Genomic DNA, 25,758 nt, shown 5'->3' on the forward strand with positions numbered 1-25,758 from the left:
ATTCCCGCCTTCGCGGGAATGACGGCGTGGCGGGCGTTCGCGGGAATGACGGCGTGGCGGGCGTTCGCGGGAATGACGGCGTGGCGGGCGTTCGCGGGAATGACGACGCGGCGGGCGTTCGCGGGAATGACGGCGTTGGGGGCCCTCGCGGGAACGACGAAGCATCCGCAGACGAACTCCTCGGCCTCGTCCCCACCCAGCTGCGCGAGCCCTTCGACATGCGCGAGATCATCGTCCGCCTCGTCGACGACGCGAACCTGCTCGAATTCAAGCCGCTCTACGGCGCGGCCACCGTCTGCGCGCAGGCGTCCCTGGCCGGACATGCCGTGGGCTTCATCACCAACAACGGCCCGATCGACGTCGCCGGCGCGAACAAGGCCACGCACTTCATCCAGTACCTCTGCCAGCTCGGCCATCCCATCGTCTACCTGCAGAACACGACCGGCTACATCGTCGGACGCGAAAGCGAGCAGGACGGCATGATCAAGCACGGCAGCAAGATGATCCAGGCGGTGGCGAATGCGACGGTGCCGCAGATCACGATCCAGTGCGGCGCCTCCTTCGGCGCCGGCAACTACGGCATGTGCGGGCGCGCGTACGAGCCGCGCTTTCTCTTCAGCTGGCCGAGCGCGAAGACGGCCGTGATGGGCGGCGAGCAGGCGGCGCGCACGATGCAGGCCGTCACGGAGGCGGCTCTCGCGCGCAAGGGCATCGCCCCCGATCCGGCGCAATCGAAAGCGCAGTTCGAGCAGATCGTCGCGATGTTCGACGCGCAGTCGGATGCGTTCCACACCTCCGGCTGGCTGCTGGACGACGGCGTGATCGATCCGCGCGATACGCGCGAGGTACTCGCGTTTTGCCTCGACACGATCGCGCAAGCGCAAGCGAAGGCCCTGCGACCCGTGCAGTTCGGCGTCGCGCGAATGTAGGAAGAAAGCCCCATGCAATACACCCACGAACACCTCGAGCTCCAGAAGACGCTCGAGCGCTTCATCGACGAAGAGATCAATCCGAACGTGGACGAATGGGAGGAAGCGGAGATATTCCCCGCGCACGAGGTGTTCGGGCGGTTGGGCGAGCTCGGCCTTCTCGGTCTCACCAAGCCCGAGGAATTCGGCGGCGCCGGACTCGACTACAGCTACTCCGTCGCCATGGCCGAGGCACTCGGCCACACGCATTGCGGCGGCGTGCCGATGGCCATCGGCGTGCAGACCGACATGGCCACGCCGGCACTCGCGCGCTTCGGCAGCGACGAGCTGCGCCGCGAATTCCTCGCGCCCGCGATCTCGGGCGAGATGGTCGCGTGCGTCGGCGTGAGCGAACCCGCGGCGGGCAGCGATGTCTCGGGCATCAGGAGCCGCGCGGTGAAAGACGGCGACGACTACGTGATCACCGGCCAGAAGATGTGGATCACCAACAGCATCCAGGCCGACTGGATGTGCATGCTCGTGAACACGGGGGAAGGCCCCGTGCACAGGAACAAGTCGCTCGTGATCGTGCCGATGCGCGACGGCCTCAACGGCCGGCTCACGAAGGGCATCGAAGTCGCGAAGAAGATTCGCAAGATCGGAATGAATTCCTCCGACACGGGCCTCATCTACTTCGACGAAGTGCGTGTTCCCCAGCGCAACCGCATCGGCGCGGAGGGGCAGGGCTTCATCTACCAGATGCAGCAGTTCCAGGAGGAGCGGCTCTGGGCGGCGGCGAGCTGCCTCGTCTCGCTTTCCAACTGCATCGAGTGGACGATCGAATGGGCGCAGGAGCGCAAGCTCTTCGGTGCGTCGCTCGCCGACCAGCAGTGGGTGCAGTTCAAGCTCGCGGAGCTGAAGACCGAGATCGAGTCGCTGCGCGCGCTCACCTACCGCGCGTGCGATCTCTACGTGAGCGGCCAGGACGTGCTGGAGCTCGCGTCGATGGCCAAGCTGAAGGCCGGGCGCCTCAATCGCATCGTGCCCGATACCTGCCTGCAGTTCTGGGGCGGCATGGGCTACACGTGGGAGAACAAGGTCTCACGGATGTATCGCGACGGGCGTCTCGGCTCCATCGGCGGCGGCGCGGACGAAGTGATGCTCGGCATCCTCGCGAAGATCATGGGCATCGCGAAGCGTCCGCCGCAGCCATGACGCTGCGGCGCCTTCTCATCGCCAATCGCGGCGAGATCGCGCGGCGGGTGATCCGCACGGCCCATGCGATGGGCATCGAGACGGTGGCGGTGCATTCGGATGCGGATGCGGAGTCGCTCCACGTGCGCGAGGCCGCGCTGTCGCACGCATTGCGCGGCGTGAGCGCGGCCGAGACCTACCTGCGCGTCGACAGGCTCATCGAAGCCGCGCGCGCGACACGTGCCGATGCGGTCCATCCCGGCTACGGCTTCCTGAGCGAGAACGCGGATTTCGCGCAGGCCGTGATCGATGCCGGGCTGGTCTGGGTCGGGCCGCCGCCGCAGGCGATCCGCACTCTCGGCAGCAAGTCGCGCGCGAAGCAGCTCGCGCTGCAATGCGGCGTGCCCTGCCTGCCGGGATACCAGGGGGACGACGCGTCGGACGAACGCCTCATGAGCGAAGCGCAACGTCTGGGTCTTCCGCTGATGGTGAAAGCGGTGGCGGGCGGCGGCGGGCGCGGCATGCGGCTCGTGAGCGCCATGCCGCAACTGGCGGCTGCACTCGCGAGCGCGCGCTCGGAAGCGCAAGCATCTTTCGGCTGCGCAGACCTGCTGATCGAACGCGCGCTGCTTGCGCCGCGGCACGTGGAGGTGCAGATCTTCGCGGACGCGCACGGCCACTGCATCCATCTGGGCGAGCGCGATTGTTCGGTGCAGCGGCGCTACCAGAAGATCATCGAGGAGACGCCGAGCCCGGCGGTCGACGCGGCGCTGCGCGAACGCATGGGGCGATGCGCGGTGGAACTCGCGCAGGCGGCGGGGTACGTCGGCGCGGGGACGGTGGAGTTTCTGCTGGACGACTCCGCGCGTCTTTCCCTCGCGAGCGGGAATCCGGGCACTTCCCGTCATCCCCTCGCAGCCGGTAATCCAGGCACTTCCCGTCATCCCCTCGCCGACAGGAACCCAGGCACTTCCCGTCATTCCCTCGCCGACGGGAATCCGGACACTTCCCGTCATCCCCTCGCGGCCGGGAATCCAGGCACTTCCCGTCATTCCCGCGCAAGCGGGAATCCAGGCGACAGCTTCTACTTCATGGAGATCAATACGCGCTTGCAGGTCGAACACCCGATCACCGAAGCCGTGACGGGCCTCGACCTCGTGGAGTGGCAATTGCGCATCGCGCGCGGCGAGACCTTGCCGCTCACGCAGGAAGAGGTGAAGTTCGAAGGCCACGCGATCGAAGCGCGCCTCTGCGCCGAGGACGACGAGTTCCGGCCGCAGTCGGGTCGCGTGATGCATTTCAGGCCGCCGCACGGCGTGCGCTTCGATCACGCGTTGTTCGCGGGGATGGACGTTTCGCCGCACTACGACTCCATGCTCGGCAAGCTCATCGCGCACGCGGCTTCGCGCGACGAGGCGATCGACCGGCTCGCGGCCGCGCTCGACGCGACGCAAATCCTGGGTCTCGCGACGAACCGGCGCTTCCTCGCGGCCTGCCTTCGCCATGAGCAGTTCCGCCGGGGCGAAGCGCTGATCCCGTTTCTCGCGCAGCAAGGCGACACGATCCGGGCGTCGCTGCGCGAAGAGGAAGCGCAGCGTATTCGCGATGCGGCGCTCGCGGCACTCTGTCCCCCTGCGCCGCCTCTTGCCTCGCCGTTCACGCGGCCGCTGCGCATTCGCCATCGCGAGGCGGTGATCGATCTGCCCGTTCGCGAGCCGGCCGAACCACCGCGCGCGTCCGTCGCGGCGCTCGGAGGGCGGCGGTTTCACGTGCAACTCGGCTCGCTCGACGTGTTCGTGGAAGACGCATCCTTCGATCCGCCGGCTTCGGCGAGCCAGACCTCGGCCGCGGACGAATTGCGCGCGCCGTTCAACGGCAAGGTGATCGCCGTGAAAGCCGAGCCCGGCCGCGTGGTCGTGAAGGGCGAGCCGCTCGTGATCCTCGAGTCGATGAAACTCGAACACGCGCTCGCCGCCGAGCGCGACGGCATCGTCCGCGCCATCCACGTCGAGCCGGGCCAGCAGGCCGCGGCGTGGCAGGTGCTCGTCACGCTGGAGCAAGCCGGATGAACCTCGCGGCGAGTCAGCGCAGCGCCTGAAACGAAACCATGAACTTCGAGCCCGATTTCGTCGCCGACCTGAAGCGCCTGTTCGAGGAACGCGTGCTCTTCAACCAGGTGCTCGGTCTGAAGATCGACCGCATCGAGCCGGAACTCGTCACCGCCCACATCGACATGCGGCGCGAACTGGTCGGCCACTTCGGCTACAACCGCCTGCACGGCGGCGTGATCAGCGCCTCGCTCGACTCGATGGGCGGGCTCGCGGTGATGGCCGCCATCGGCGCCAGGCACATGGACGAGGCGCCCGAACAGAGACTGCATCGCTTCGGGCGGCTCGGCACGATCGACCTGCGCATCGACTACCTGCGCGCCGCCATCGGCGAGCGCTTCGTGCTCAGCGCCGAAGTCCTGCGCCTCGGCTCGCGCGTGGCGAGTACCCGCATGATGTTTCGCGGCATGCACGAAGAGCTCTTCGCCACGGGCGCCGCCGCGTACATCGTCTCTTGAGATAGAGTCCCGGTCATCATGCGGGAAGTCGCCTCTTTCCTCGGCGTGGGGGCGCTCGCCACCGCGCTGCAGTACGTCGTCTATGCCATCGGGCTCGCGCTGACGCCGTGGCCGGCCGCCGCGTCATCCGCCGCGGGCTACCTGAGCGGCTCGGTGCTGTCGTACGCGCTGAACTATCACGTGACCTTCCGCTCGGACCGCGATCACGCCGTGGCCGTGCCGAAGTTCTATGCGATGGTGGCCGTGGCGTTCACGATCAATGCGTCGATCGTCGCGCTGCTGGTCGACTGGGCCGGCCTCAACGCATGGCTCGGCCAGGTGATCTCCACCGGGGTGTGCCTCGTCTTCAACTACACGGTGTCGCGCCACTGGGTGTTTCGCGGACGCGCGTCATGACTCCCCGCGCGTCTCGGCGAGCATGTCCCAGCTCACGAGGAAGACCGCCGCGATGACCGGGCCGATCACGAAGCCGTTGAGGCCGAAGACGACGATGCCCCCGAGCGTGGCGACGAGCACGAGCCATTCGGGGATGCGCGTGTCTCGCCCGACGAGCAGCGGCCTCAGGAAGTTGTCGGCGACGCCGACCACCACGACACACCACACCGCGAGCCCCACGGCCTTGACCACCGCGCCGTTGAAGAAGAACCAGAGTGCGACGGGCCCCCAGATCATCGGCGAGCCCACGGCCGGCAAGAGCGCGAGGACCGCCATGGCCGTGCCCCACAGCAGCGCCTGCGGCACGCCGAGCACCGCGAACGCGAGCCCGCACAGCGCCCCGTGCACCACGGCCACGGTGATGCCGCCGCGTACCGTGGCGCGCACGACCCGCGCGAACTGATCGAAGAGGGTCTGCGTGTGATGCGGCTGCAGCGGCACCGCGCGCGCCACCTCGTGCGCGAGGCGCTCGCCGTCGCGAAAGAGGAAGAAGAGCACGTACACCATCACGAAAAAGCCGAGCACGAAGGCGAGCGTGAAGTGCCCGATGCTGAACGCACGCGACGTGATCTCGTGGCCGCTGTCGCCGAGCACCGAGAGCAACCGGTCCTGCAGTTCGCCCAGGTCGGCCAGCCCGAAATTGTCGAGCGTGCCGCGCAGCCATTGGGGCAGCGCATCGAGCGCGCGCTGCCACCAGGTGGCGATGCTGAATTCGCCCGAACGCATCCTGCCGACGAACACCGTGGCTTCCTGCGTGATCTGCGCCACGATGAGCACGACCGGCAGGATGACGATCGTGAGGATGGTGAAGAGCGACGCGGCCGCGGCGAGGCTGCCGCGGCCGCCCATCCGCTTCTTCAGGTGGCGGTGCAGCGGCCAGAAGACGATGGCGATGAACAACGCCCAGCAAAGCGCCCCGAAGAACGGCCAGAGAACGAGGGCGAACAGCAGCGTGGCGCCGAGCACCAGCCACAGGAGGGACTTGAATTCCAGCTCGGGCGCGTTGGGCAAGTCAGGGCTTCACGTAGTCGGAGACGACCTTCCAGCGGCCCTCCTGCAGCTGAGACAGGCGGGACTGCTCGTTGCCGAGCCGCTTGGTCGCCGTCCACGTCTGCTCGGGACTGCCGAAGATGTCGGGCGGCACGCGCAAGGTCTCCATTGCCTTCACGAAGCTGTCGGTGGTGAGATTGGGCCCCGCCTTCACCGCGGCCATCTGGAAGATGTCGATGATGCCATAGCCGTAGGCCGAGAACACGCCCGGGTCCTCGCCGAACTTCGTCTTGTACTTGTTGGCCCAGAAGCGCACGGGCTGCGACGGATCGTCCGTGTACGGCACGGCCGCGGTGTGCGTGGCATAGAGACCGTCGAGCGCCTTGCCCGCGAGCTTGTGCAACACATCGGTATAGACGGCGCTCGAGCCGAGGAAGGTCGGCGTGTAGCCGCTCTTGCGCGCCTCGCCGATGGTGCCGATCGTCTCGCGGATGATCGTGCCGAGCACCACGAGATCGCATCCCGCGGCCTTGAGCCTGGCCACCTGGGAGGAGAAGTCGGTCGCGCCGCGCTTGTAGGTGGTCTTTTCCGCGACTTGCATGCCGAGTGTCTTCGCGCCGGCCTCGGCGCCGCGCTGCACCTCCAGGCCGAAGTCGTCGTCCTGGTAGAGCGTGCAGATTTTCTTCGCGCCCTTGTCCTTCGCGAGTTTCGGCAGTGCGAGGCGAATCTGGTCGTAGTAGGTGGCCGCGAAGGAGAACTTGAGCCTGTGCGGCGGTTCGTACATCTCGCGCGCGGCCGTCACCGGCAGGAAGTTGATGACGTTCTTTTCGAACTGCACGGGCATCGCCGCCATGTTGGTCGCCGTGCCGATGTGCCCGACCATCGCGAAGATCCTGTCCTGGTTCACGAGCTTCTGCGCCGCGAGCACGGCGCGCTTCGGATCGTAGGCGGAGTCCTCGAAGAGGAGGCGGATCTTGCGCCCGTTGATGCCGCCTTGCTCGTTGATCTCCTGCACGCGCAGCAGCATTCCGTCCCTGAGTTGCTTGCCGTAGGAAGCGATGGGGCCGGAGAGGTCCTCGATCGAGCCGAGCACGATCTCGTTCTTGCCGATGCCCTGCGTCGCGGGTTGCGCGTACACGCTTGCGCCGGATGCCCAGACCATTGCGAAAACGAGGGTGGCCAGAGCTCGGGACATCTGCTTCATTGGATCACTCCTTACTGCTACGCGACAACGGCTGAGAAGGATTCTTCCGTGGCGGCGCGGGGTGTCAATCGCGCATTCCCTGACGGATTCGCACGGGCTGTCGCAGCCGTGACTGCCCCGGGTCCGGCGGTTATGCTGCGTCCATGAGCGAAGCGCAACACAAGGGCGAGGCGTTCTTCGAACGCCTGCGCCGCATCGACCCGGCCCTCTACCTGGCGGGGCTCGACCTCGCGCGCGACGTCCGCAGCCCGGAACTTCGCCATGTCCGTGCCGAATGCCTGCACGGCATCCTGCTCGGTCTTGCCGAAGCCGTCCGCACGATCGACTTTCGCGACGAGATCGTCGTTCGCGCCGACGGTGTCTTCGTGCGCATCGACGGCGTGCTGCTCGATGCGCTGTCGCAGCGCTACTACCTGAAGGCGAGCGGGCACGCGCAGTCGAGCGTCGCGCGGGCGATGCATGACGTGCTCGCGTCGCGCGGCATCCGGCCGAAGGCGATGGTCGACGTCGGCGCGAACTATGGCGAGGTGTCGCTGTGGTTCGCGCGGGCGTATCCCGAAGCGCGAATCCTCGCGATCGAGCCGGTGCGCGACAACGTCGCGGTGTTCGAACGCAATCTGCGGGCGCAGCCGTTCGAGACGGGGCGCATCACGCTCCTGCCCATGGCCGTGATGGACCGCACGGGCACGGTCCACATGACTTCGGGAACGAGCACGACGAACCAGGTCGTCGGCGGGCCGAAGGAGGGCGCCGAGGAAGTGGCCTGCGACCGCCTGGACAGCATCATGGCAAAGCACGGCATGGAGGCGGCCGACTTCGTGAAGATCGACATCGAGGGGGCGGAGCCCTATCTCGCCGGCGCGATCGGGCAGCTCGGTGCGCGGGTGGGCAGCTACATGATCGAGTTCTCGAAGTTCGCGCCGCGAGAGGCGTACATGAAGCTCGCGACGGTGCTGCTCGCGGGCGGATTCGCGGCGTTCCGGGAGGATGGGCGCACGCCGCTTGCGGATGCGAGTGCCGTGCAAGCGCACCTGCAGGAGGTGCTCGCGCCGAAGGACGTGCTGGTGACGAACCTGTGGTTCTTCGCGCGGTGAGGGGCCGCGGAAGTGACCCTATGTGTACATCGCCTCGATCCGCGCTGAATATTTCTGCTGCACGAGCTTGCGCTTCAGCTTCATCGTCGGCGTGAGCTCCTCGTCCTCCGCGGTGAGCTGCGTGTCGAGCAGGAAGAACCGCTTCACCTGTTCCACCCGGGCGAACCTGGCGTTGGCGCGATCGATCTCGGCCTGGATCAGCGCCTGAACCCGCGGCGCGCGCGTGAGGCTCGCATAGTTGGAGAAGGGCACGTCGTGGTCCTGCGCATACTTCTCCACGTTCTCCTGATCGATCATCACGATCGCCGTGAGGTACGGCCTGCGGTCGCCGATCACGACCGCATCGGTGATGTAGGGCGAGAACTTCAGCTCGTTTTCGATTTCGCTCGGCGTGATGTTCTTGCCCCCCGCCGTGATGATGATGTCCTTCATGCGGTCGGTGATGCGGAAGTAGCCGTCCTCGTCCATCGTGCCGACGTCGCCCGTGTGCAGCCAGCCGTCCTCGTCGAGCGTCTCGGCGGTCTTTTCAGGCTGGTTCAGGTAGCCGAGGAACACGTTGGGGCCGCGCACGAGGATCTCGCCGGTGCCCGCATCGATCCGCACTGCGTTGTAGCTCGCCGCCGGGCCGATCGAGCCGGGCTTGATGCGGCTTGCCGGAACGCCCGTGGCCGCGCCGCAGGTCTCCGTCATGCCCCACACCTCCAGCATCGGCACGCCAAGCGCGAGGTACCACCGCACGAGCTGCGGCGATATCGGCGCCGCGCCCGTGACGAGAAATCGCGCGCGGTGGATGCCGATCGACTTTCGCACATTGTTCAGCGCGATCCATCGCGCGAGCATGAAGCGCAGCTTCAAGGAGGCGTCGACCGGCTCGCCCCCGAGCACCTTGTCCGCGACGCGCGCGCCGATGCCGATGGCCCAGGCGTACGCGGCCTGCTGCAGCGCGCTTGCTTCCTTCAGGCCGATCGTCACGGCGGAGTGGAACTTCTCCCACACGCGCGGCACCGCGGTCATGACGGTCGGCGCGATCTCGCGCACGTTCTCCGACACCGTCTGCGGGTTCTCGACGAAGTTGAGGATCGAGCCCGTGTAGAGCGCGAAATAGGCGCCGCCCACGCGCTCGGCGATGTGGCACAGCGGCAGGAAGCACATGCGCTCGTCCCGCTCGTCCTGCGCGACGAGCGTGTTGTAGCCGCGCACGGTGGACACGAGGCCGCGGTGCGAGTGCATCGCGCCCTTCGGTTGGCCGGTGGTGCCGGAGGTGTAGACGAGGATCGCGAGGTCGTCGGGCTTCACCGCTTCGATGCGCCGTGCGAGCGCATTCGGGTGCGTCGCCTGGTATCGCCTGCCGAGCCCGCGCAGTTCGTCGAGGCTCACCACGCCCGCATCGTCGAGGGCGCGCAGGCCTTGCATGTCGAACACGACGATCTTCTTCAGCTTCGGCAGGTGCTCGCGCGCCTGCAGTGCCTTGTCGAGCTGCTCGTCGTCTTCCACGAAGAGGATCGACGTGCCGGAGTCGGCGCAGAGATACCGCACCTGCGCGGGCGAGTCGGTCGGGTAGATGCCGTTGGCAACGCCCCCCGAGGAGAGGATCGCGAGGTCGCACATCACCCACTCGACGCGGGTGCTCGACAGGATCGAGGCGGTGTCGTGCGGCTCGAAGCCGAGCGACATGAGGCCGCACGCGATTTCACGCACCGCATCGCCCGTGGCGGACCACGTTCTCGCGCGCCAGAGGCCGAGCTCTTTCTGACGCATCCAGATTCGCGGCCCGCGCTCCTGCACGGCCTTCCAGAAGAGGGCCGCAAGCGTCTCGCCCTCGAGCACGATGCCCGGGTTCGGCCGGGCGCGCGCGAGTTTCCAGAGGCCGCTCACCGCCGTGCCCTCGACGCCTGCTTTCTCATCGCCATGTTTTCTTCTTCTTCCAGCGCCGCTCGCCGCGCACGCCGTCTTCCTTCATGCCGAGGTAGAACTCCTTGATGACTTCTTTGTCCCTGAGGCGCGCGCACGTGTCCTCCATCACGATGCGGCCGTTCTCCAGCACGTAGCCGTAGTCGGCCGCATTGAGCGCCATGTTGGCGTTCTGCTCCACGATGAGAAGCGTGGTGCCGCGTTCGCGGTTGATGCGCACCACGATCTCGAAGATTTCGCGCGTGAGCCTCGGCGAGAGCCCGAGGCTCGGCTCGTCGAGAAGCATCAGGTCGGGGTCGGCCATGATCGCGCGCGAGATCGCGAGCATCTGCTGCTGTCCGCCGGAAAGCAGCCCCGCTTCCTGGCGGCTGCGCTCCTTCAGGATCGGGAACAGGCGGTAGACGGCTTCGATGTCGCGCTCGACGCCGTCGCGGTCGCCGCGCGTGTACGCGCCCATGAGGAGGTTCTCGCGCACCGTGAGCAGGGGGAACACTTCCCGGCCCTCTGGCACGTGCGCGAGCCCCATGCGCACGATCTGCGCCGGGTCGCGGGCCGCGATCGGCTCGCCCTTGAATTCGATGCTGCCCTTGCGCGGATCGATGATGCCGCTCACGGTCTTCAGGATGGTCGTCTTGCCCGCGCCGTTGGCGCCGAGAACGGTGGAGATTTCGCCGCGCCGCACCTGCAGGCTCACGCCGCGAATCGCCTGGACCGGGCCGTAGGCGCTCTCGACGTTCGAGAGCGTGAGCACGGCCCGGCCGGCACTGTCGGGCGGCTTCGCGCTCATCGCACCGCCTCGCGGCGCAGCGACGCCGCGTCCGTCGCCGTGCCGAGATAGGCTTCGATCACGCCGGGGTGCGCCTGCACTTCGCGCGGCGTGCCCATTGCGAGTACTTCGCCCTCATTCATCGCGAGTACACGGTCGCTCACGCGGCTAACGAGCGTCATGTCGTGTTCCACCATGAGCACCGTCACGCCGAGTTCGTCGCGGATGTCCCGAATCCAGAACGCCATGTCGTCGGTTTCCTCGGCGTTCAGCCCCGAAGAAGGCTCGTCCAGCAGCAGCAGCTTCGGCCCGGCGCAAAGCGCGCGCCCGAGCTCCACCACCTTGCGCACGCCGTAGGGAAGCGCGCCGACGAGCGAATCGCGGTGTTTCTGCAGCTCGAGCAGCTCGATCACGCGTTCCACCGCCTCGCGCGAGGCGAGTTCGGCACGCCGAACTTTCGCGGTGAAGAACATGTCGGCCAGAACGCCGCTCGTGCGGTGCACGTGGCGGCCGATCAGGAGGTTGTGCAGGACGCTCGCCTGCTCGAAGAGTTCGATGTTCTGGAAGGTGCGTGCGATGCCGATGGAGGCGATGCGGTGCGGCGGCAGCCCCGTGAGGGCGCGCCCTTCGTATTCGATCGCGCCTTGCGTGGGGTCGTAGATGCGGCTGATGAGATTGAAGACCGTGGTCTTGCCTGCGCCGTTGGGCCCGATCAGCGTGAACACTTCGCCGCGCCGCACGTCGAAGCTCACGTCGTTCACGGCCAGCAGGCCGCCGAAGCGCACGCTCAGGTTGCGCGCCGCGAGAAGGATGTCGGAAGCGGTCATGTCGACAGGCTCGACGCTTTCGTCCCGGGAGCCGCGAAGGCGCTTCGGAGGCGGGTCATTTCAGCCGGTCCGACCGGGCGAAGGACTTCTGCCGCCTGAACATGCCCTCGCGGTAGAACGGGAACAGCTCGAAATACGTCCGGACCTTCACCCACCGGCCGTAGAGGCCGAGCGGCTCGAAGAGGACGAAGGCGATGAGCACCGCGCCGAACACGACCGACTGCAGGCCGGGCGCCTGGCCGACGGCCGGCGGCAGGTAGTCCTTCACCTGCGAGATGAGCTGCGGCATCGCGATCAGGAATCCCGCGCCGAGAAAGGCCCCGTGCACGGAGCCGAGCCCGCCGATCACCACCATCAGCAGCAAGTCGATGGACTGCGCGATGTCGAACTGGTCGGGCGAGATGAACGTGAGCTTGTGCGCGTAGAGCGCCCCGCCGATGCCCGCGAACGCGGCCGAGAGCGCGAACGAGAGCGTCTTGTACCGCGCGAGGTGGATGCCCATGCTCTGCGCGGAGATTTCGCAGTCGCGGATCGCAACGAAAGCGCGGCCCGTCGGCGAGCGCAGCAGGTTCAGGATGGCGAGCGTGGCGAGCACCGCCACGGCGAGGCACAGATAGTAGAAGCCGGTGGCGGACTCGACGGTCCAGCCGAACGCGCCGGGCTTTCTCACGGTCATGCCCGCATTGCCGCCGGTGACCGATTCCCAGCGCGCAAGCACTTCGACCACGATGAAGCCGAACGACAGCGTCGCGATGCCGAGGTAGATGCCCTTCACGCGCAGCGCGGGCAACCCGACGATCGTGCCGACGCCGGCCGAGAGCACGCCCGCGAACAGCAGCGAGACCGGAAACGGCATGCCCCTCGCCGCAAGCACGGCTTCGGTATACGCCCCCACGCCGAGAAAGGCCGCGTGGCCGATGGAAAAGAGCCCCGTGAAACCCGCGAGCAGCATGAGCCCCAGGCCCACGACCGAGTAGATCAGCACGAAGGTGAGCTGCGCGAGCCAGTACTCGGGGGCGAGCCAGGGCGCCGCGGCGAGCGCGGCCACCAGCACCGAATACCAGAAGACCTGCCCGCCATGGCGCGCGAGGCGGATGTCCTGCTCGTAGTCGGTCTTGAAGAGAAAGCGCATCGCCGCCTCAGACTTTCTTGCGCAGCCGCTCGCCGAAGAGGCCGCTCGGCTTGACCATCAGCATGAGAAGGACGACCACGTACGCCGCGACGTCCTTCACGCCCGCGGGCAGGTAAAAGCCCGCCATCGACTCCACGACGCCGATCACGAGGCCGCCCACGATCGCGCCGGGCAGGCTGCCGAAGCCGCCCACGACCGCCGCCGGAAAGGCTTTCAGGCCGATGAATCCCATGTTGGCGTGCACGAAGGTGATGGGCGCAAGGAGCAGTCCGGCCACGGCCGCGACCGCCGCGGCGAGCGCCCATGCGAGGCTGTTGAGCGCCTTCACGGGGATGCCCATGTACCACGCCGCGAGCTGGTTTTGCGACGCCGCCTGCATCGCGATGCCGATCCTCGTGAACCGGAAGAGGGCGTACAGCGCCGCGCAGAGCACGGCGGTCGCGGCGATCACGACCATCTGCTCCACGTTCAGCACGAGAGCGCCCACGTTCCAGATGCGGTCCTTGTACGGCACGGCGAGCGTGTGCGTCTCCGTGCCGATGCCGGGGATCATCGTGATCATGCCGCGCGCGACGTAGCCGATGCCGATCGTGAGCATCACGATCGCGAATGTGGGCTGCCCGAGGACCGGGCGGATCACGATCATCTCGAGCACGAGCCCGAAGAGGGCCATTGCCGCCACCGACACGACGACCGCGAGCCAGAACGGAAGGCCCATCACCGTCATGACGGCAAGGCCCGCGAACGAGCCGAGCATCATGAGCTCGCCCTGCGCGAAGCTCACGGTTTCGGTGGCCTTGTAGATCAGCACGAAGCCGAGCGCGATCAGGCCGTAGATGCAGCCTTGCGAGATGCCGCCGATGGCGAGCTGGGCGAATTGCACGGAGGGCGTTCGGCACAAGTCATGGCAAGGGTGGGGTGCCCTTCGCGATTCACCCCACCCGAGGGGCGATCGCGCGCTTCGGAATCGGCCGGGGCCGCCCCGCATCGTCGATCGCCACGTAAGTGACGTTCGCCTCGGTCACCTTCACGAATTGCCCCTGCGCGCGGAATCGCTCGGCGAAGACTTCGACCTCCACCGTGATGGACGTCGTGCCGATGCGCACCACGCTCGAATAGAAGCTGAGGATGTCGCCCACGCGCACGGGCTGCTTGAAGATGAACTCGTTCACCGCCACGGTCGCCATGCGCCCGTCGACGTGGCGGGCCGGAATGACCGAACCGGCCATGTCCACCTGCGCCATGACCCAGCCGCCGAAGATGTCGCCGTTCGCGTTGCAGTCGGCCGGCATCGGAATGACCTTGAGGACGAGTTCCTTGTCGGAGGGCGCGAGTCTTGAAGTGTCGGACATGGGCACAATCTGGAAAGCTTCTGAACCTTTTTCCGGATTGTCCTCCAATGCGCCGCCACGGCGAACTCGGCTCGTCTTTCGCACCTCCCGCGGCCCACGGCGTTCCGCGGCGATCGGACTGGGGCACGCTCCGGCGGCTCGCGCCCTACCTCTGGCAATACAAGTGGCGCGTGCTTCTCGCCCTCGGCTTCATGGTGGGCGCCAAGCTCGCCAACGTGGGCGTGCCGCTCCTTTTGAAGAACCTCGTGGACGCGATGAACGTGAAGCCGGGCGATCCGCGCGCGGCGCTCGTCGTGCCCGCCGGGCTGCTGCTCGCCTACGGGATGCTGCGCCTGTCGACATCGCTCTTTACCGAACTGCGCGAACTCGTCTTCGCCAAAGCCACGCAGGGCGCCTCCCGCACGATCGCGCTCGGGACTTTCGAGCACCTGCACTCGCTCGGGCTGCGCTTCCACCTGGAACGCCAGACGGGCGGCATGACGCGCGACATCGAGCGCGGCGTGCGCGGCATCGAGTCGCTCATCTCGTACTCGATCTACAGCATCCTGCCCACGCTGATCGAAATGGGGCTCGTGCTCGGCATCCTCGCGGTGAAATTCGACGCGCGCTTCGCCTGGATCACGGGCGCCGCGCTCGCCGTCTACATCACCTACACCGTGAGCCTCACCGAGTGGCGCACGAAGTACCGCCGCGAGGCGAACGAATCCGATTCGGCGGCGCACACGCGGGCGATCGATTCGCTTCTCAACTACGAGACCGTCAAGTACTTCAACAACGAAGACTTCGAGGCGAGGCGCTACGACGAGAGCCTCGAGCGGCTTCGCCGTGCGCGCCTGAAGGCGCAGACGTCGCTCTCGATGCTCAACGTCGGCCAGCAGCTCATCATCGCGACCGCGCTGGTGGCGATGCTCTGGCGCGCCACGCAGGGCGTCGTGGACCACCGCATGACGCTCGGCGACCTGGTGATGATCAACGCCTTCATGATCCAGCTGTACATCCCGCTCAATTTCCTGGGCGTGCTCTACCGCGAGATCAAGCAAAGCCTCACCGATCTGGAGAAGATGTTCTCGCTGATGGACCGGGCGCGCGAAGTGGAGGACAGGCCGGGCGCGCTTCCTCTTCCGCTCGAAGGAACGCCCTCCACCGACTGGACCGTGCGCTTCGAGCACGTCGATTTCGCCTACGAGGCGGCCCGGCCCATCCTGCACGACGTGAGCTTCGAAATCCCCTCGGGCAAGACCGTGGCGGTGGTGGGCCCGAGCGGGTCGGGCAAGTCGACGCTCGCGCGGCTCATGTATCGCTTCTACGACGTGCAGCGCGGCCGCGTCACCATCGCGGGCCGGGACATCCGCGAGGTGACGCAGGCAAGCGTGCGCCGCGCGATCGGCATCGTGCCGCAGGACACGGTTCTTTTCAACGACACGGTGGAATACAACATCGCCTACGGGCGTCCGGGTGCGACGCGCGAGGAAGTGGAGCAGGCCGCGCGCGCCGCGCACATCCACGGCTTCATCGCCTCCACGCCCAAGGGCTACGGCACGATCGTCGGCGAACGGGGCCTGAAGCTCTCGGGCGGCGAGAAGCAGCGCGTGGCGATCGCGCGCACGCTGCTGAAGGACCCGCCGATCCTCATCTTCGACGAGGCGACGAGCGCGCTCGACAGCGCCAACGAGCGCGCGATTCAGGCGGAGCTGAACAACGTGGCCGAGCACAAGACCGCGCTCGTGATCGCGCACCGGCTCTCCACCGTGGTCGATGCGCACGAGATCCTCGTGATGGAGCATGGCCGCATCGTGGAGCGCGGCACGCACCAGGAGCTGCTCGCGCAAGGCGGCCGCTACGCCCGGATGTGGGCGCTGCAGCAGTCGAGCGAGGACCGCATCGAGGAGCCTGCAGGCATGTGAGCCCGCGGCGCGGCATGGGCGTGGGCGTGGGCGTGGCCCTGGCCCTGGTCAGGGCTTGATGATGCCGAGGGCGACTCCGATGGCGACCGCCTGCATCCGGCTCGATACGCCAAGCTTGCGAAGCACGTGCTTCACGTGGACGCCGGCCGTTTCGCTGGAGATGTGCAGCGCGTGGCCGATGTCCCAGTTGCTCTTGCCGAGCGCCACCATCTGAAAGCACTGCAGTTCGCGCCGGGTGAGGTGCGGCCGGCCGGACGCCGCGAGCGTGGGCAGCACGAGGCGGCTCGCGGCGACGTGCACGCAATTGGCGAGCACGCTGGCCGTGGCCATCACGCGCGTGCGCTCGGCGTCGGATTCGAACGCGCGGTCGCGCGCGAGACTGAGCATGCTCACGACGTCTCTCGACACGTGAACCGGCACGCTCAGGCCATGCGCGAGACCGTAGCTCGCCGCCTCTTCCATGATCTCGTACGAATGCTCCGAATACATTTCCTCGTGCCACGCAAGCGCCTCGGCGCTCTTGCGGCAGTGCGCGACGGTCGGGTCGCGTTCGAGGAACCTCCGGTGCTGGTAGAGCCGCTGGTAGTCGACCGGGTAGGCGCTGGAGATGTGCTGCACCGGCCCCACAGCCGGAACGCGCACTTCGATGCCGAAGAGGACGTGTTCGTACCCCATCGAGCGGGCGACGCGCTTCATGCGCTGGAGCAAGCCCGTCTCGGTTTCGGCGGAGGTGATCGACGCAATCAGCTCGAGGGTCTTGTCCGAAGCCATGAGCCCGCGGATTATCGGCCGCGGGCCTGGGCCGGGAAACCCACCCTGTACGGAAGTATGAGTGATAACCCTTACACCAAATATACCCCGGGTAGGTAATAGCGTGCAGGCTCGCCTCTCGTTCTAATCGGACCTCCACCGGTCGGAGCGTGCGAATGGATCATCGGTTGCTCACATGTCCGCTCAGGGAACTCGCACCCTCCGATCGAGCCGGAATGTTCCGGCTGCGCGCGCGGGTCTTCGCCGAACGGCTCGGCTGGTCCGTGCAACTCACCTCAGACGGCCTGGAGATGGACCGGTTCGACGAGCTGCCGGAAGCCCGCTACATCGTGGCGCGCGCGAGTGACGGCGCTGTCGACGCGTGCTGGCGCCTCTTGCCCACGACCGGGCCCAACATGCTGCGGGATGTGTTCGCGCCGCTGCTGCACGGCAACCCCGTGCCGCACGCAACCCACGTGTGGGAGCTCAGCCGATTCGCGGTCGACAGCACTCGCCTTGCCTGGGAAGAAAGCGCGGGCACGCAGCAGCTCGGATTCGGCGAGCTGTCGGTCGCGCTGATGGCCGAGTCGGTCCGCTGGGCCGCCTCTCACGGCGTGGTCCGCTTTGTCACCGTCACGACCACCGCGATCGAACGCATGCTGCGCAAGCTCGGCGTGGACGTGCGCAGGCTCGGCGCGCCGCTGCGCGTCGGGGCGGTGATGACGGTCGCCTGCGCCATCGAGCTGAACGAGATCACGCGCCGCGCGGTGCTGCGCGAGGAGACCGAGGTGTATGCGGACGTGTCGGTTCATACCTAGGTCTCGTGCGCCTCTTGCGATTCGGTCCTATTCTTCTGATGCATCAAAAGGAGGAAAACTTGCAAGCCGATATTCTGCAAGCTGACGCAACGTGCATGCCCCGGGTCCGAGACGAACGCGTCACGCTCACCGAGCCGCCCAACCTGCGCGTGTGGCGCAGAATCGAAGCCGCCGTCGCCGCGGCCCGTGGCGAGCTGATTCGAGATCTCGAAGGGCTCGCGAACCATCGTGTCTTCGCGCTCGCGCCCTCCGACGTCGTCGAATCCCTTCTCGGATGTGTCGCGGGCGGCGCGCTCGATCTGCGCCGCCTCGAGCTCGAAAGCATGGCCAACCGCAAGGCGGCTGGCGATGCCCGCGAGAGCCTCGGCCGCTACGACGATCCCGCGTGCGGCGAGATCCTGATCCTGAAGCGTCTTACCGCGGCCGCGTGGCGCGACATCCAGAATGCCTGCGAAGAACGCTTCAGCGAAATCGTTCTTCCGGAGCTCCTCGGCTGCGACACGGCGTTCGGCGCGATCCGCGCCGTGCGGGGACTGCGCGGAATCAGCATGGCGCTGGACCGCGGAACCCGCGTCGTCGATCTTCGCGCGCTCGCGGACCTCTCGCGGCCGATCCACGTGGAAATCCGCTGCCCCGCGACGGTGGACGTCGAGGTGATCGCGCCTCGCGGCCTCACGGTTTCGGCCGAGCTCGCGGGAGACATCCTGCTTGCGATGTCGCGCGTGGGGGGCGTTCAGGTGGACGCTGTGGGCACCGACGAGCTGGGCGTCACCCGATATCGGTTGACCTCGAACGACGTGCAGCTGCCGGTCGCGCAGGAAGCCGCCGTGCCGATCGCGTCACGCAGGCATCCGGCCGCCGCGACCTTCAGGACGGCGGCTACCGATGGCAAGCGTCCTTCCTGGCCCGCCAAGGTATGGGAGTTCTTCACGAACCCCTCCGGTGGACAGCGCGACGCCACGCCGACCGCCATCGTGAAGGACGAGTGCTTCGCCAATCTGGAAGACGCGCTGATCCGCGCTTCGCGCGTCGTGCTGAACGGTGACGTCCGGCGCGACATCCGTTGCCTCGCGCTGCAGATTCTCGAGAGCGTGCACGCCGGCAGCGTCGACATGACAGCCTCGGAATCCGTGGGGCGTCGCATGATTTCGATGAAGCACGAAGGCTGGGAGGCGCTGGACACCTGGTGCCGTGCGAAGTACGGCACCGGCATTCGCAGCATTGCGATGCCGGGGTGTCTTTCGAACTTCCGCAACAACGAAGCCTTTCTCGCGAATCTCAAGCAGCTTTCCGACCTGCGTGTCGTGCAGTTCGGGGAAGGCGCCGCCAGGCTCGCGTGGGGCGTCAACTGAGTTGAGTCGGTTCATCCCGATGCGCCGGACGTAGCGCCGCACATCGGGGCGCCGCATTCGCGGCATAGTCAGACGCGCAAGTGTTTCGCGAGCGAAGCCTGGAAGCGAGCGCAACGCTCGTTCCAGGCTTCCTTGCTTCAGTGCGACGGTTCGAGGACGCGTGACGATCGCTCGGCCGGCGGCTGCCGCGACGGACTTGCTGCCGCGGAGACGATTCCATTCGCCTGTGCGCAGCGGCGGTGGCATTCGTCCAGCAGGATCGCCTCGACGAACACCATCGTGTCGGTCCGCTTGAGCGCCCAGCCGAAGGCACTGGGCGTGCCCATGACGGGGCGCAGGAACTTGATCGAGAGCTCGACGGTTCCCGCGCGTCGCCCGGGCTGCTGCAATGCGCCGGCCACGCCGAGCACGCCATCGAACATGCTCGCGAGGATCGCGCCGTTCACGGCACTGCCGCCGCCGGCCCCGGCGTCTCCCGAGCCGCCGAGGTGGAAGGGCTGCTGTTCATGCATGACGAGCCTCACCGCCTTCGAGTGCGACAGGTCGAGTTCCAGCGCGAAATGCCGCACCGCCGGCCACTGGTTGAACTGGTCCTGCCACGCACGCCGCGCCGCGGCGTCCAGGGGGATGTCCATCGCTTCGTGCAGATGCGCTTCGAAGAGGCCGAAGACCGGATTCATAGTGCTTCCTCGCAAGGGGTCGTTGAGATGCTCTCTTCGGTGGCATGGCAGTGATAGGGAGACCAGGAGAACTGGGCCCACCAGGATTCGGCCAGTTCCACCCAGGTGCGCAGCTGCGCGAGATCGTCCGCGAAGCGGGTCATGTTCACGAGCAGCCAGCTGCCGAGTGCCTGGCTGTCGCGGCAGCCATCGCAGCGGCCGGACGTGCAGCAGAAAGTCACGCTTTTCATGTCGGCCGCGAAACTGTTGAAAAGCGGCAGCACCGGATTACCGTTGGCAAGGCGCTCGCCGTGGGCCGGATGATCCCGGCTGATCGACGGGCAGCTGTCATAGCCGAACTCGCCCCAATGCGAGCGGCCCGTGACCATGGCGCGGATGTAGTAGGGGTGAGAGATCACCGTGCGCGGGTAGAGCTCGCGCACGCGCAGCAGCTCCGCCATGAGTTCCTGCTGCCGCGCGACGGCGATGGGTTCTTCGCTCGTGTAGTCGCTGTAGAAGTTGAAGATGAGGGGGTTGCCGTTGTCGCGAATCCGGCGCACCGTGGGCTCGATGTGCTCCAGGCTGCCTTCGGTCACCGCGTACACGAAGGTCACGCGCCGGTCGTTGCGGTAGTTCTCGAGCGCGGTATCGAAGAGCCCTTCGAACCTCGCGCCGTTCGGCTTGATGGCCCGCATCTCGTCGTCGGCCGGGCCGCCTCCCCACACGCTCACGCCGACGCCCACCTTCTCGAAACCCTCCACCGGAAGCTTCTTCAGCCCGTTGCTGCAGATCGAGAGATGGCGCATGTGCTTCGCGAAGATGGCGAGGCGCCGCGGGAAGAGCACGGGTTCTCCGCCGATCACGAGGGCGGAGTTGATCCTTCGCTGCTTCGTCTCGCGCACGACGAAGGCCTCGATCTCGTCCAGATTGGTTTCGTCGCGCGTGTGCCTGTCGAGCCCGCCCTCGAAGAACCAGCAGCCCTTGCAGCGGATGTTGCAGGCGTTGGTGAGGTGATATTCGCTCACGCGGATGCGCCTCTGGTAGGCCGCGACTTCGTGGAAGCGGCGCGCGAGCTGGGGGTCGTCTTCGAGAAGCTCCGAGATGCGCTCGAGGCCGTTGATCTGGGATCGTCGTGCGGAATCGTCGCCTCGCGCGCGAGGGGGACGCGGATGCCACACAACCGGCGATACGGTTGAATCGGAAACCATTGGATTACCTCCCTGTTGAAGCGCGCGAGTTTAGGAGCCGATATCGCGATTGCGATCCCATACTTAAGTCTTGGTCCGCGTCGTTACCGGCGCGGGCACACTGCGGTGAAGCGGCCGAGCGGCGGGCCGCACTGGAACCGATTCGTCCCGAGAGTCACTCACTCAGTGCGGGTCGAGCCGCGATCGGCCGCAGGAGGAATTCATGACTTCCGAGCAGTACAGACTGCTGCTGCAGGACCTGGCGCGCGTGGCCGGAATGGCCGACGCGAAGGGACTGCTGGAGAACGGCCGCGTGCGCATCGGCGAGTTCAACGCGCTCCTCGTGCACGAGCCCACGTACGACGAGGACCTGCTGCAGGTCCGCATCCTCCTGGGCGGCTTTCCGGCCGAGCAGTCCGACATCGTCGCGAAGGCGCTGCTGGAGGCCAACTATGTGAGCGGTTTCGGGGGCGAATGCGTCTTCAGCCTGTTTCCCGATTCCGACGATGTCGTGATCACGATGCGAATGCGGCTGCATTCGTCGCTGAGGGCCCAGGAGCTCTGGCAGGAACTGTCCGACATCGCCAAGCATGGCAGCCAGATGTGGCAAGGCATCGCGGCGGCGGTGCAGCCCGCGCCGGGATCGTTCCTGCCGCATCTGCAGTCCGCCGAAGGACAGCGCGTGTAGCGCCGCCGCATCTCGCCTTCCGCACCCGCTCTTCGGCCGCCACCGGTACTCCCCGAGTTCTCGCCTTTCATCCCTGGGGCCGCGCACCCCCCTCCTCTTGCCGGCCCCTTTTTCACCCGCCGACGCGTTCGGCGGTTTTTTTTGCTTCGGCGAGGCGCAATCCGGCTTCCTCGAAGCGGATCCGATACACCCAGTTCCGGCTGCCCGCCACGAGCTCGCTGTCGGCCTGATGCAGGTTGAGCCACGGAGCCGCTTCGACCAGCACGAACTGTTTGGTGCCGTCTCGCAACTGCGTGCCTTGCATGCTGGCGGCCTGTGCATCCGATCCGAGGGTGACGAGCGTTCCGGCATCGAGCATCGCGAGCTCGGCGAACGTCGGCAGCCTCGTGGAGGCGAGGTGCAGCTGCAGCGCCGATCGCCAGGTGACTCTCCAGACCCTTCCCCAGTTGCGGTCGTCGACGCAATCGGCTCCGAGCCGGTGAAGCGCGTGCTCCTGGCCCGATACCGTTCGCAGCGTGAGCCACAGCTCGTCGGCCTGGCGCTTCGATTCGAGGAAGGTGCAGAGCGAGCCGTTCAGCGCCACCGTGTCGCCCGCGCGCAGGCACGTGGCCGCCTGTTCCCGCAGCAGCGGCGCGGCGGAGGGGGTGCCGATGCTCAGGCCGGCACGCGCGTAGTCGAAGTAATAGGCGACCTCGCCGAGGCAGGCCGATTCCTTGTGGCGGCACGCCGCGGCCAGAACGTCGTTGCCGCCCGCGAGAACGATCACGATCTCGCAACCCTCGATGAGGCCTGCCTGATGGAACTTGGCGGGTTGACCGCGCACCGTCACGTGGGTGCCCCAAGTGCAGCGCGTGAGCTGGGAGAAACTGGGCAGACCCGCCATGCAGGCGGGTGAGGGTCCGCCGCCGTGAGACGGATCGGGGGGCGTTATGCGCTGGCGCGCGTCCGTGATGGAGAGCTGCTGCGCCCCGGCATCGAGCATGATCCGTCTTCCTCCGGCTTCTTTTTCGTCATGGCATCGTAGGAGGCACGGGCACGCTTCACATCTATACCAAAGGCCAAGGCACGGCAGGGTTCGGTCGACTCATGCGGCGTTGCTGCAAGGAGGCGTTGGATCTCGTGGGTCGCCTTCTTGAGCGAGTCGAGGCGCGCGCCAGCGGGCACACGTTCCTTGTCGATCCAGGCGCCGCACTCGCGCAGCAGCTCGCGGCGGCACGCGTCCGACAGCGGGAGCGGGCGCTCCGCGTCCGCGCGGACGAAGCGATGCACGAGCGCACGCAGCAGCTGGAAGCGCTGCAGGGGGTTGCGCGACTCCTGGAAACTGCGAGCAGAGATCAGGAACTCGAAGCACCCATTGCCGTCGCGGCGTTCCAGCCGTTCGCGCAGCACGCTGCGCGTATGCACATTGGCCAGGGCGTTTTCGAACTCCAGGAGGCTCGAAGGGGCCTTCTCGATGCCGGATTCGGAAGCATCCTGCCCCGCGGGGAAATGCGAGACGGAATCCCGGAAGCTCGCGACCGCGGCCAGAAGCCGCTGGGCGCCCTGCTGGAGGATCGATTGGACTGAACTCGTCGCGGTTGATTGCATTGCATTGCTCCGACACGCCGTTCAGAAAATCTTAGACGGCGCCACGTAAATTGCCACATACGGAGGTCCAGGTTCCCGCGGGCGAAGGCGGACATAGACGTTGGCCTCGGTGGACGCCGGAAGCGGCGCGCGCCGGGGACACGCGGGCAGGTTGCGCGTGCCGCAGGAGTGCAGCGACTCTCGAAGAAATTCCGAGGCGGCTCGGCAGTTCGCGCGAGGGGGTGCGCTGAAACGAGATCGACGGGGCCTGTCCGCGTCAGCGAGCGCGTTAGACCTTGCGCGCCCGCAGCGGATGTCGCTTAGTGCGTGTCTTGAACTGCCTGGGTCGCCTGCGACGCCTGGACTGCTTGCGAGTCTTGCGTCGATTGCGGCTCTTGCGCTGTCGGCTCGGCTTGTGCGGCTTGCTCGGCCTGCGCAGCTTGTGCGGCCTGTGCAGCCTGTGCAGCCTGTGCAGCCTGTGCAGCCTGTGCGTATTGCGTCTGCTTCGCCATCCAGGCGCGCAGCTGCGGCAGCTTGGAAGTCATCGCAGCGGCCAGTGTCGCTTCATACGCCGAGGGCCGCGCGTTCGTGGGCAGTGTCGTGGCGTGCTCCGCCTCGCCGAGCACTTCGCCATTTTCGCGGGCCGCCACAATCGACCAGCGCACCTTCTCCAGGCCGTCATTCGCCGGGTTGCGTGTCATCGTGAAGGTGAGGGGCAGGCCGTCGTCCGCGGCTTGCATCTCGTTGCGCGCGAGGAACTCCTTCACCATGCCCGTCATGTGCACGAGGGTGTCGGAATCGTCCACGCCCGCGATGTGCAGCGACACCTTGGAGACCTGCACGAAGAGATTGGACGTGAGCGGGAGCGTTTCCTTCTCGACGGCCTTCAGGTGATCGCGAACGTGGTTCGTGAGCTCCTGCAGACTGCTGCTCTCGATTTCGTCCGGCAGGGCGTCGATGCCGACGGAGTTGTACAGGCGGGCAAACGCCATCTGCGCCTGTCCGTAAGCCGCCATGCGCTGGTAGGCGCCCAGCACGGCGCGCGCCTGGGTGCGGATCGCCTCCAGTTCGCTGTCCAGGCGCGAACTCACGGCCGCTTTCGTGTAGTCGGCCAGGCGCTTGTCGACCTGCGCGCCGGCATCGGCGAGGCGGTAGTCTTCGAGTGCCATGCGGTAGCGCTCCACGCCGATGCGCACCTGCGTCATCACCGCCATGGAAAGCGCCATGCGCCGGACCTGATCGGTGCGGTCCTGCTGTTCGGCGTTGCGCTGGATCGCCGGCAGCGAGAACAGCTTCATCAGGTTCCACGACAGGCGCAGGCCGCCCTGGATCCAGTTGTTGTTGTACAGGAGCGAGTTCGAATCGTACTGCGGCCCCACGTCGAAGTTCAGGTTGGGAAACATGGACAAGAGCTGCTTCCTCGCCTCGTCGGCGGAGATGCGCTTCCTGAAGTCTTCCTCGCGCAGTTCGGGGCGCTGCAGCAGGGCGGTTTCTTCCAGCTTGCGCACGTCGCCGGGCACGGGCGGCAGGGGCGCTTCGGGCGAGTCGGCCAGCACGATGTCGACGCCGGGCTCGACGTTCATGAGCGCGCCGAGCTCGCGCTTGGCGTATTCGAGGTCCTGGCGACGCAGATTGAGCTGCGTGATGGCATCGAGCAGGGCGCGCTGGTAGGCGAGCGCCTGTGCGGGGCTGATGAGCCGCTGCGCTTCCGCCTCGCGGGAGCGGGCGAACGCGGCCTGCGCGCGTTCGGTGACAGCGGTCGTCTCGGCAAGCAAGCGCTGAGCGCCGAGCGCGCGCCAGAAAGCGTTGCGCGCATCCTGGATCATGTTCTGCACGACCTTGCGGCGGCGCTCCTCGGCGATCAGGAACTGATCGGACTGCTGGCGCGCGCGGTAGTAGGAGACGCCGAAGTCGAGCGCGTTCCAGGAGAATTCCGCGCCGGCGATCGCATGGTGCCGGTCCTCGGAAGTGGAGGGCCGCAGCGACGGCAGGCGGTCCTCGATGCCGAGGCTCGTGCCGCCCGAATCGTTGTTGCGCGTGCGGTAGCCCGCGGAGGCCACCAGGTTCGGCAGCATGTCATAGCTCGCCTGGTCGGCGATGCCCAAGGCGAGGGCCGACTCCATCTTCTTCAGCCGGTAGTCGAGGTTGTACTTGAGCGTGCGCGCCACGACCTCCTCGAAAGTGAGCGGACCCGTGATGGGGTCCTGGCCCACGTACATCTTGGACACGTCGTCCTTCATGCGCGCGGTGACTTCATCCTGCGTGGCGGGCCTGGGGGCAACGGCGCAGCCTCCCAGCAGCACGAAAGCGGCCGCGACGACGGCAGCGGCGGCCGCGCGCGCATTGCGACGGAACAACGGAGAAATCCTCTGCTTGGTCGGTCCCATGGCCCTCAACTCCAAAGTTGGCAGTTCACTGAATTCGTCGGTGGACTGTAGGTGGGCCTTCCAGGCGA

Annotated in this window: 23 protein-coding genes and 1 pseudogene; 10 read left to right on the forward strand and 14 right to left on the reverse strand. The window is 66.9% G+C overall.

Annotation, left to right across the window (positions count from 1 at the left end; genetic code table 11):
• Nucleotides 1-167: 167 nt before the first annotated feature.
• The 5 genes and pseudogenes from VHA82_RS14365 to VHA82_RS14385 all read left to right on the forward strand — a co-directional run.
• A pseudogene (locus tag VHA82_RS14365) lies at nucleotides 168-929 on the forward strand (carboxyl transferase domain-containing protein); the annotation flags it as partial.
• Between the two features lie 12 nt (nucleotides 930-941).
• On the forward strand, nucleotides 942-2,123 hold the full coding sequence (locus tag VHA82_RS14370) for an acyl-CoA dehydrogenase family protein (protein ID WP_325544822.1): 1,182 nt from the start codon (nucleotides 942-944) through the stop codon (nucleotides 2,121-2,123).
• Nucleotides 2,124-2,125: 2 nt separating this feature from the next.
• A complete protein-coding gene (locus tag VHA82_RS14375; protein WP_325545859.1) occupies nucleotides 2,126-4,171 on the forward strand; it encodes an acetyl/propionyl/methylcrotonyl-CoA carboxylase subunit alpha in 2,046 nt (681 codons plus the stop codon).
• A gap of 38 nt (nucleotides 4,172-4,209) precedes the next feature.
• Complete coding sequence (locus VHA82_RS14380; RefSeq protein WP_325544824.1) at nucleotides 4,210-4,668, forward strand: thioesterase family protein; 459 nt, start codon at nucleotides 4,210-4,212, stop codon at nucleotides 4,666-4,668.
• A gap of 18 nt (nucleotides 4,669-4,686) precedes the next feature.
• Nucleotides 4,687-5,064, forward strand: coding sequence for a GtrA family protein (locus VHA82_RS14385; RefSeq protein WP_325544826.1), 378 nt, complete (start codon nucleotides 4,687-4,689; stop codon nucleotides 5,062-5,064).
• Here VHA82_RS14385 and VHA82_RS14390 read toward each other — a convergent pair.
• On the reverse strand, nucleotides 5,059-6,114 hold the full coding sequence (locus tag VHA82_RS14390; RefSeq protein ID WP_325544828.1) for an AI-2E family transporter: 1,056 nt from the start codon (nucleotides 6,112-6,114) through the stop codon (nucleotides 5,059-5,061). The two genes, VHA82_RS14385 and VHA82_RS14390, sit on opposite strands and share 6 nt — an antisense overlap.
• A 1-nt stretch (nucleotide 6,115) precedes the next feature.
• Nucleotides 6,116-7,288 (reverse strand): ABC transporter substrate-binding protein, encoded by a 1,173-nt coding sequence (locus VHA82_RS14395; protein WP_414708666.1) that lies wholly within the window; start codon nucleotides 7,286-7,288, stop codon nucleotides 6,116-6,118.
• Nucleotides 7,289-7,440: 152 nt separating this feature from the next.
• Between VHA82_RS14395 and VHA82_RS14400 the strand changes: the two genes are divergently transcribed.
• Nucleotides 7,441-8,391 (forward strand): FkbM family methyltransferase, encoded by a 951-nt coding sequence (locus tag VHA82_RS14400; protein WP_325544830.1) that lies wholly within the window; start codon nucleotides 7,441-7,443, stop codon nucleotides 8,389-8,391.
• 18 nt (nucleotides 8,392-8,409) lie between these two features.
• Here VHA82_RS14400 and VHA82_RS14405 read toward each other — a convergent pair whose 3' ends face one another.
• The 6 genes from VHA82_RS14405 to VHA82_RS14430 are packed head-to-tail and all read right to left on the reverse strand — an operon-like array spanning nucleotide 8,410 to nucleotide 14,379.
• Entirely contained in the window at nucleotides 8,410-10,266 is a 1,857-nt protein-coding gene (locus VHA82_RS14405) for a long-chain fatty acid--CoA ligase (protein WP_325544832.1), read from the reverse strand.
• A gap of 25 nt (nucleotides 10,267-10,291) precedes the next feature.
• Nucleotides 10,292-11,089 carry an ABC transporter ATP-binding protein gene (locus tag VHA82_RS14410; RefSeq protein WP_325544834.1) on the reverse strand — a complete coding sequence of 266 codons (798 nt, stop codon included), beginning with the start codon at nucleotides 11,087-11,089 and terminating at the stop codon, nucleotides 10,292-10,294.
• Nucleotides 11,086-11,895 carry an ABC transporter ATP-binding protein gene (locus VHA82_RS14415; protein ID WP_325544836.1) on the reverse strand — a complete coding sequence of 270 codons (810 nt, stop codon included), beginning with the start codon at nucleotides 11,893-11,895 and terminating at the stop codon, nucleotides 11,086-11,088. The genes VHA82_RS14410 and VHA82_RS14415 overlap by 4 nt, the downstream gene beginning before the upstream one ends.
• Before the next feature lie 55 nt (nucleotides 11,896-11,950).
• Nucleotides 11,951-13,027 (reverse strand): branched-chain amino acid ABC transporter permease, encoded by a 1,077-nt coding sequence (locus tag VHA82_RS14420; protein ID WP_325544838.1) that lies wholly within the window; start codon nucleotides 13,025-13,027, stop codon nucleotides 11,951-11,953.
• Nucleotides 13,028-13,034: 7 nt separating this feature from the next.
• Nucleotides 13,035-13,910, reverse strand: coding sequence for a branched-chain amino acid ABC transporter permease (locus VHA82_RS14425; protein WP_325544840.1), 876 nt, complete (start codon nucleotides 13,908-13,910; stop codon nucleotides 13,035-13,037).
• Between the two features lie 49 nt (nucleotides 13,911-13,959).
• On the reverse strand, nucleotides 13,960-14,379 hold the full coding sequence (locus VHA82_RS14430; RefSeq protein WP_325544842.1) for an acyl-CoA thioesterase: 420 nt from the start codon (nucleotides 14,377-14,379) through the stop codon (nucleotides 13,960-13,962).
• A gap of 47 nt (nucleotides 14,380-14,426) precedes the next feature.
• On the opposite strand from VHA82_RS14430, the gene VHA82_RS14435 reads away from it, so the two are divergent.
• Nucleotides 14,427-16,283: an ABC transporter ATP-binding protein/permease gene (locus VHA82_RS14435; RefSeq protein ID WP_325544844.1), complete on the forward strand. Its 1,857-nt coding sequence runs from the start codon at nucleotides 14,427-14,429 to the stop codon at nucleotides 16,281-16,283.
• Between the two features lie 48 nt (nucleotides 16,284-16,331).
• Here VHA82_RS14435 and VHA82_RS14440 read toward each other — a convergent pair whose 3' ends face one another.
• Nucleotides 16,332-17,054: a LuxR family transcriptional regulator gene (locus VHA82_RS14440; protein WP_325544846.1), complete on the reverse strand. Its 723-nt coding sequence runs from the start codon at nucleotides 17,052-17,054 to the stop codon at nucleotides 16,332-16,334.
• A gap of 155 nt (nucleotides 17,055-17,209) precedes the next feature.
• Between VHA82_RS14440 and VHA82_RS14445 the strand changes: the two genes are divergently transcribed.
• Together VHA82_RS14445 and VHA82_RS14450 are read left to right on the forward strand one after the other, a co-directional pair.
• Nucleotides 17,210-17,851 (forward strand): acyl-homoserine-lactone synthase, encoded by a 642-nt coding sequence (locus tag VHA82_RS14445; RefSeq protein WP_325544848.1) that lies wholly within the window; start codon nucleotides 17,210-17,212, stop codon nucleotides 17,849-17,851.
• A 95-nt stretch (nucleotides 17,852-17,946) separates the two neighbouring features.
• A complete protein-coding gene (locus tag VHA82_RS14450; RefSeq protein ID WP_325544850.1) occupies nucleotides 17,947-19,203 on the forward strand; it encodes a hypothetical protein in 1,257 nt (418 codons plus the stop codon).
• Between the two features lie 137 nt (nucleotides 19,204-19,340).
• Here the strand turns inward: VHA82_RS14450 and VHA82_RS14455 are convergent, their stop codons facing one another.
• Entirely contained in the window at nucleotides 19,341-19,883 is a 543-nt protein-coding gene (locus tag VHA82_RS14455) for a PaaI family thioesterase (RefSeq protein WP_325544852.1), read from the reverse strand.
• Complete coding sequence (locus tag VHA82_RS14460; RefSeq protein WP_325544854.1) at nucleotides 19,880-21,070, reverse strand: radical SAM protein; 1,191 nt, start codon at nucleotides 21,068-21,070, stop codon at nucleotides 19,880-19,882. Before VHA82_RS14460 ends, VHA82_RS14455 begins: the two co-directional genes overlap by 4 nt.
• Before the next feature lie 202 nt (nucleotides 21,071-21,272).
• Here VHA82_RS14460 and VHA82_RS14465 point away from each other — a divergent pair, with 202 nt between their 5' ends.
• Nucleotides 21,273-21,737 carry a CesT family type III secretion system chaperone gene (locus VHA82_RS14465; RefSeq protein ID WP_325544856.1) on the forward strand — a complete coding sequence of 155 codons (465 nt, stop codon included), beginning with the start codon at nucleotides 21,273-21,275 and terminating at the stop codon, nucleotides 21,735-21,737.
• Between the two features lie 112 nt (nucleotides 21,738-21,849).
• On the opposite strand, the gene VHA82_RS14470 is transcribed toward VHA82_RS14465, so the two are convergent.
• The 3 genes from VHA82_RS14470 to VHA82_RS14480 form a co-directional block, all read right to left on the reverse strand.
• Nucleotides 21,850-22,719, reverse strand: coding sequence for a hypothetical protein (locus tag VHA82_RS14470; protein ID WP_325544858.1), 870 nt, complete (start codon nucleotides 22,717-22,719; stop codon nucleotides 21,850-21,852).
• Nucleotides 22,665-23,324 (reverse strand): hypothetical protein, encoded by a 660-nt coding sequence (locus tag VHA82_RS14475; protein WP_325544860.1) that lies wholly within the window; start codon nucleotides 23,322-23,324, stop codon nucleotides 22,665-22,667. Before VHA82_RS14475 ends, VHA82_RS14470 begins: the two co-directional genes overlap by 55 nt.
• A gap of 299 nt (nucleotides 23,325-23,623) precedes the next feature.
• Nucleotides 23,624-25,660, reverse strand: a complete 2,037-nt coding sequence (locus tag VHA82_RS14480) for a TolC family protein (protein ID WP_325544862.1) — start codon at nucleotides 25,658-25,660, stop codon at nucleotides 23,624-23,626.
• Between the last annotated feature and the right edge of the window lie 98 nt (nucleotides 25,661-25,758).

Source organism: Ramlibacter sp. (genome assembly GCF_035548915.1).
Lineage (GTDB): Bacteria > Pseudomonadota > Gammaproteobacteria > Burkholderiales > Burkholderiaceae_C > Ramlibacter.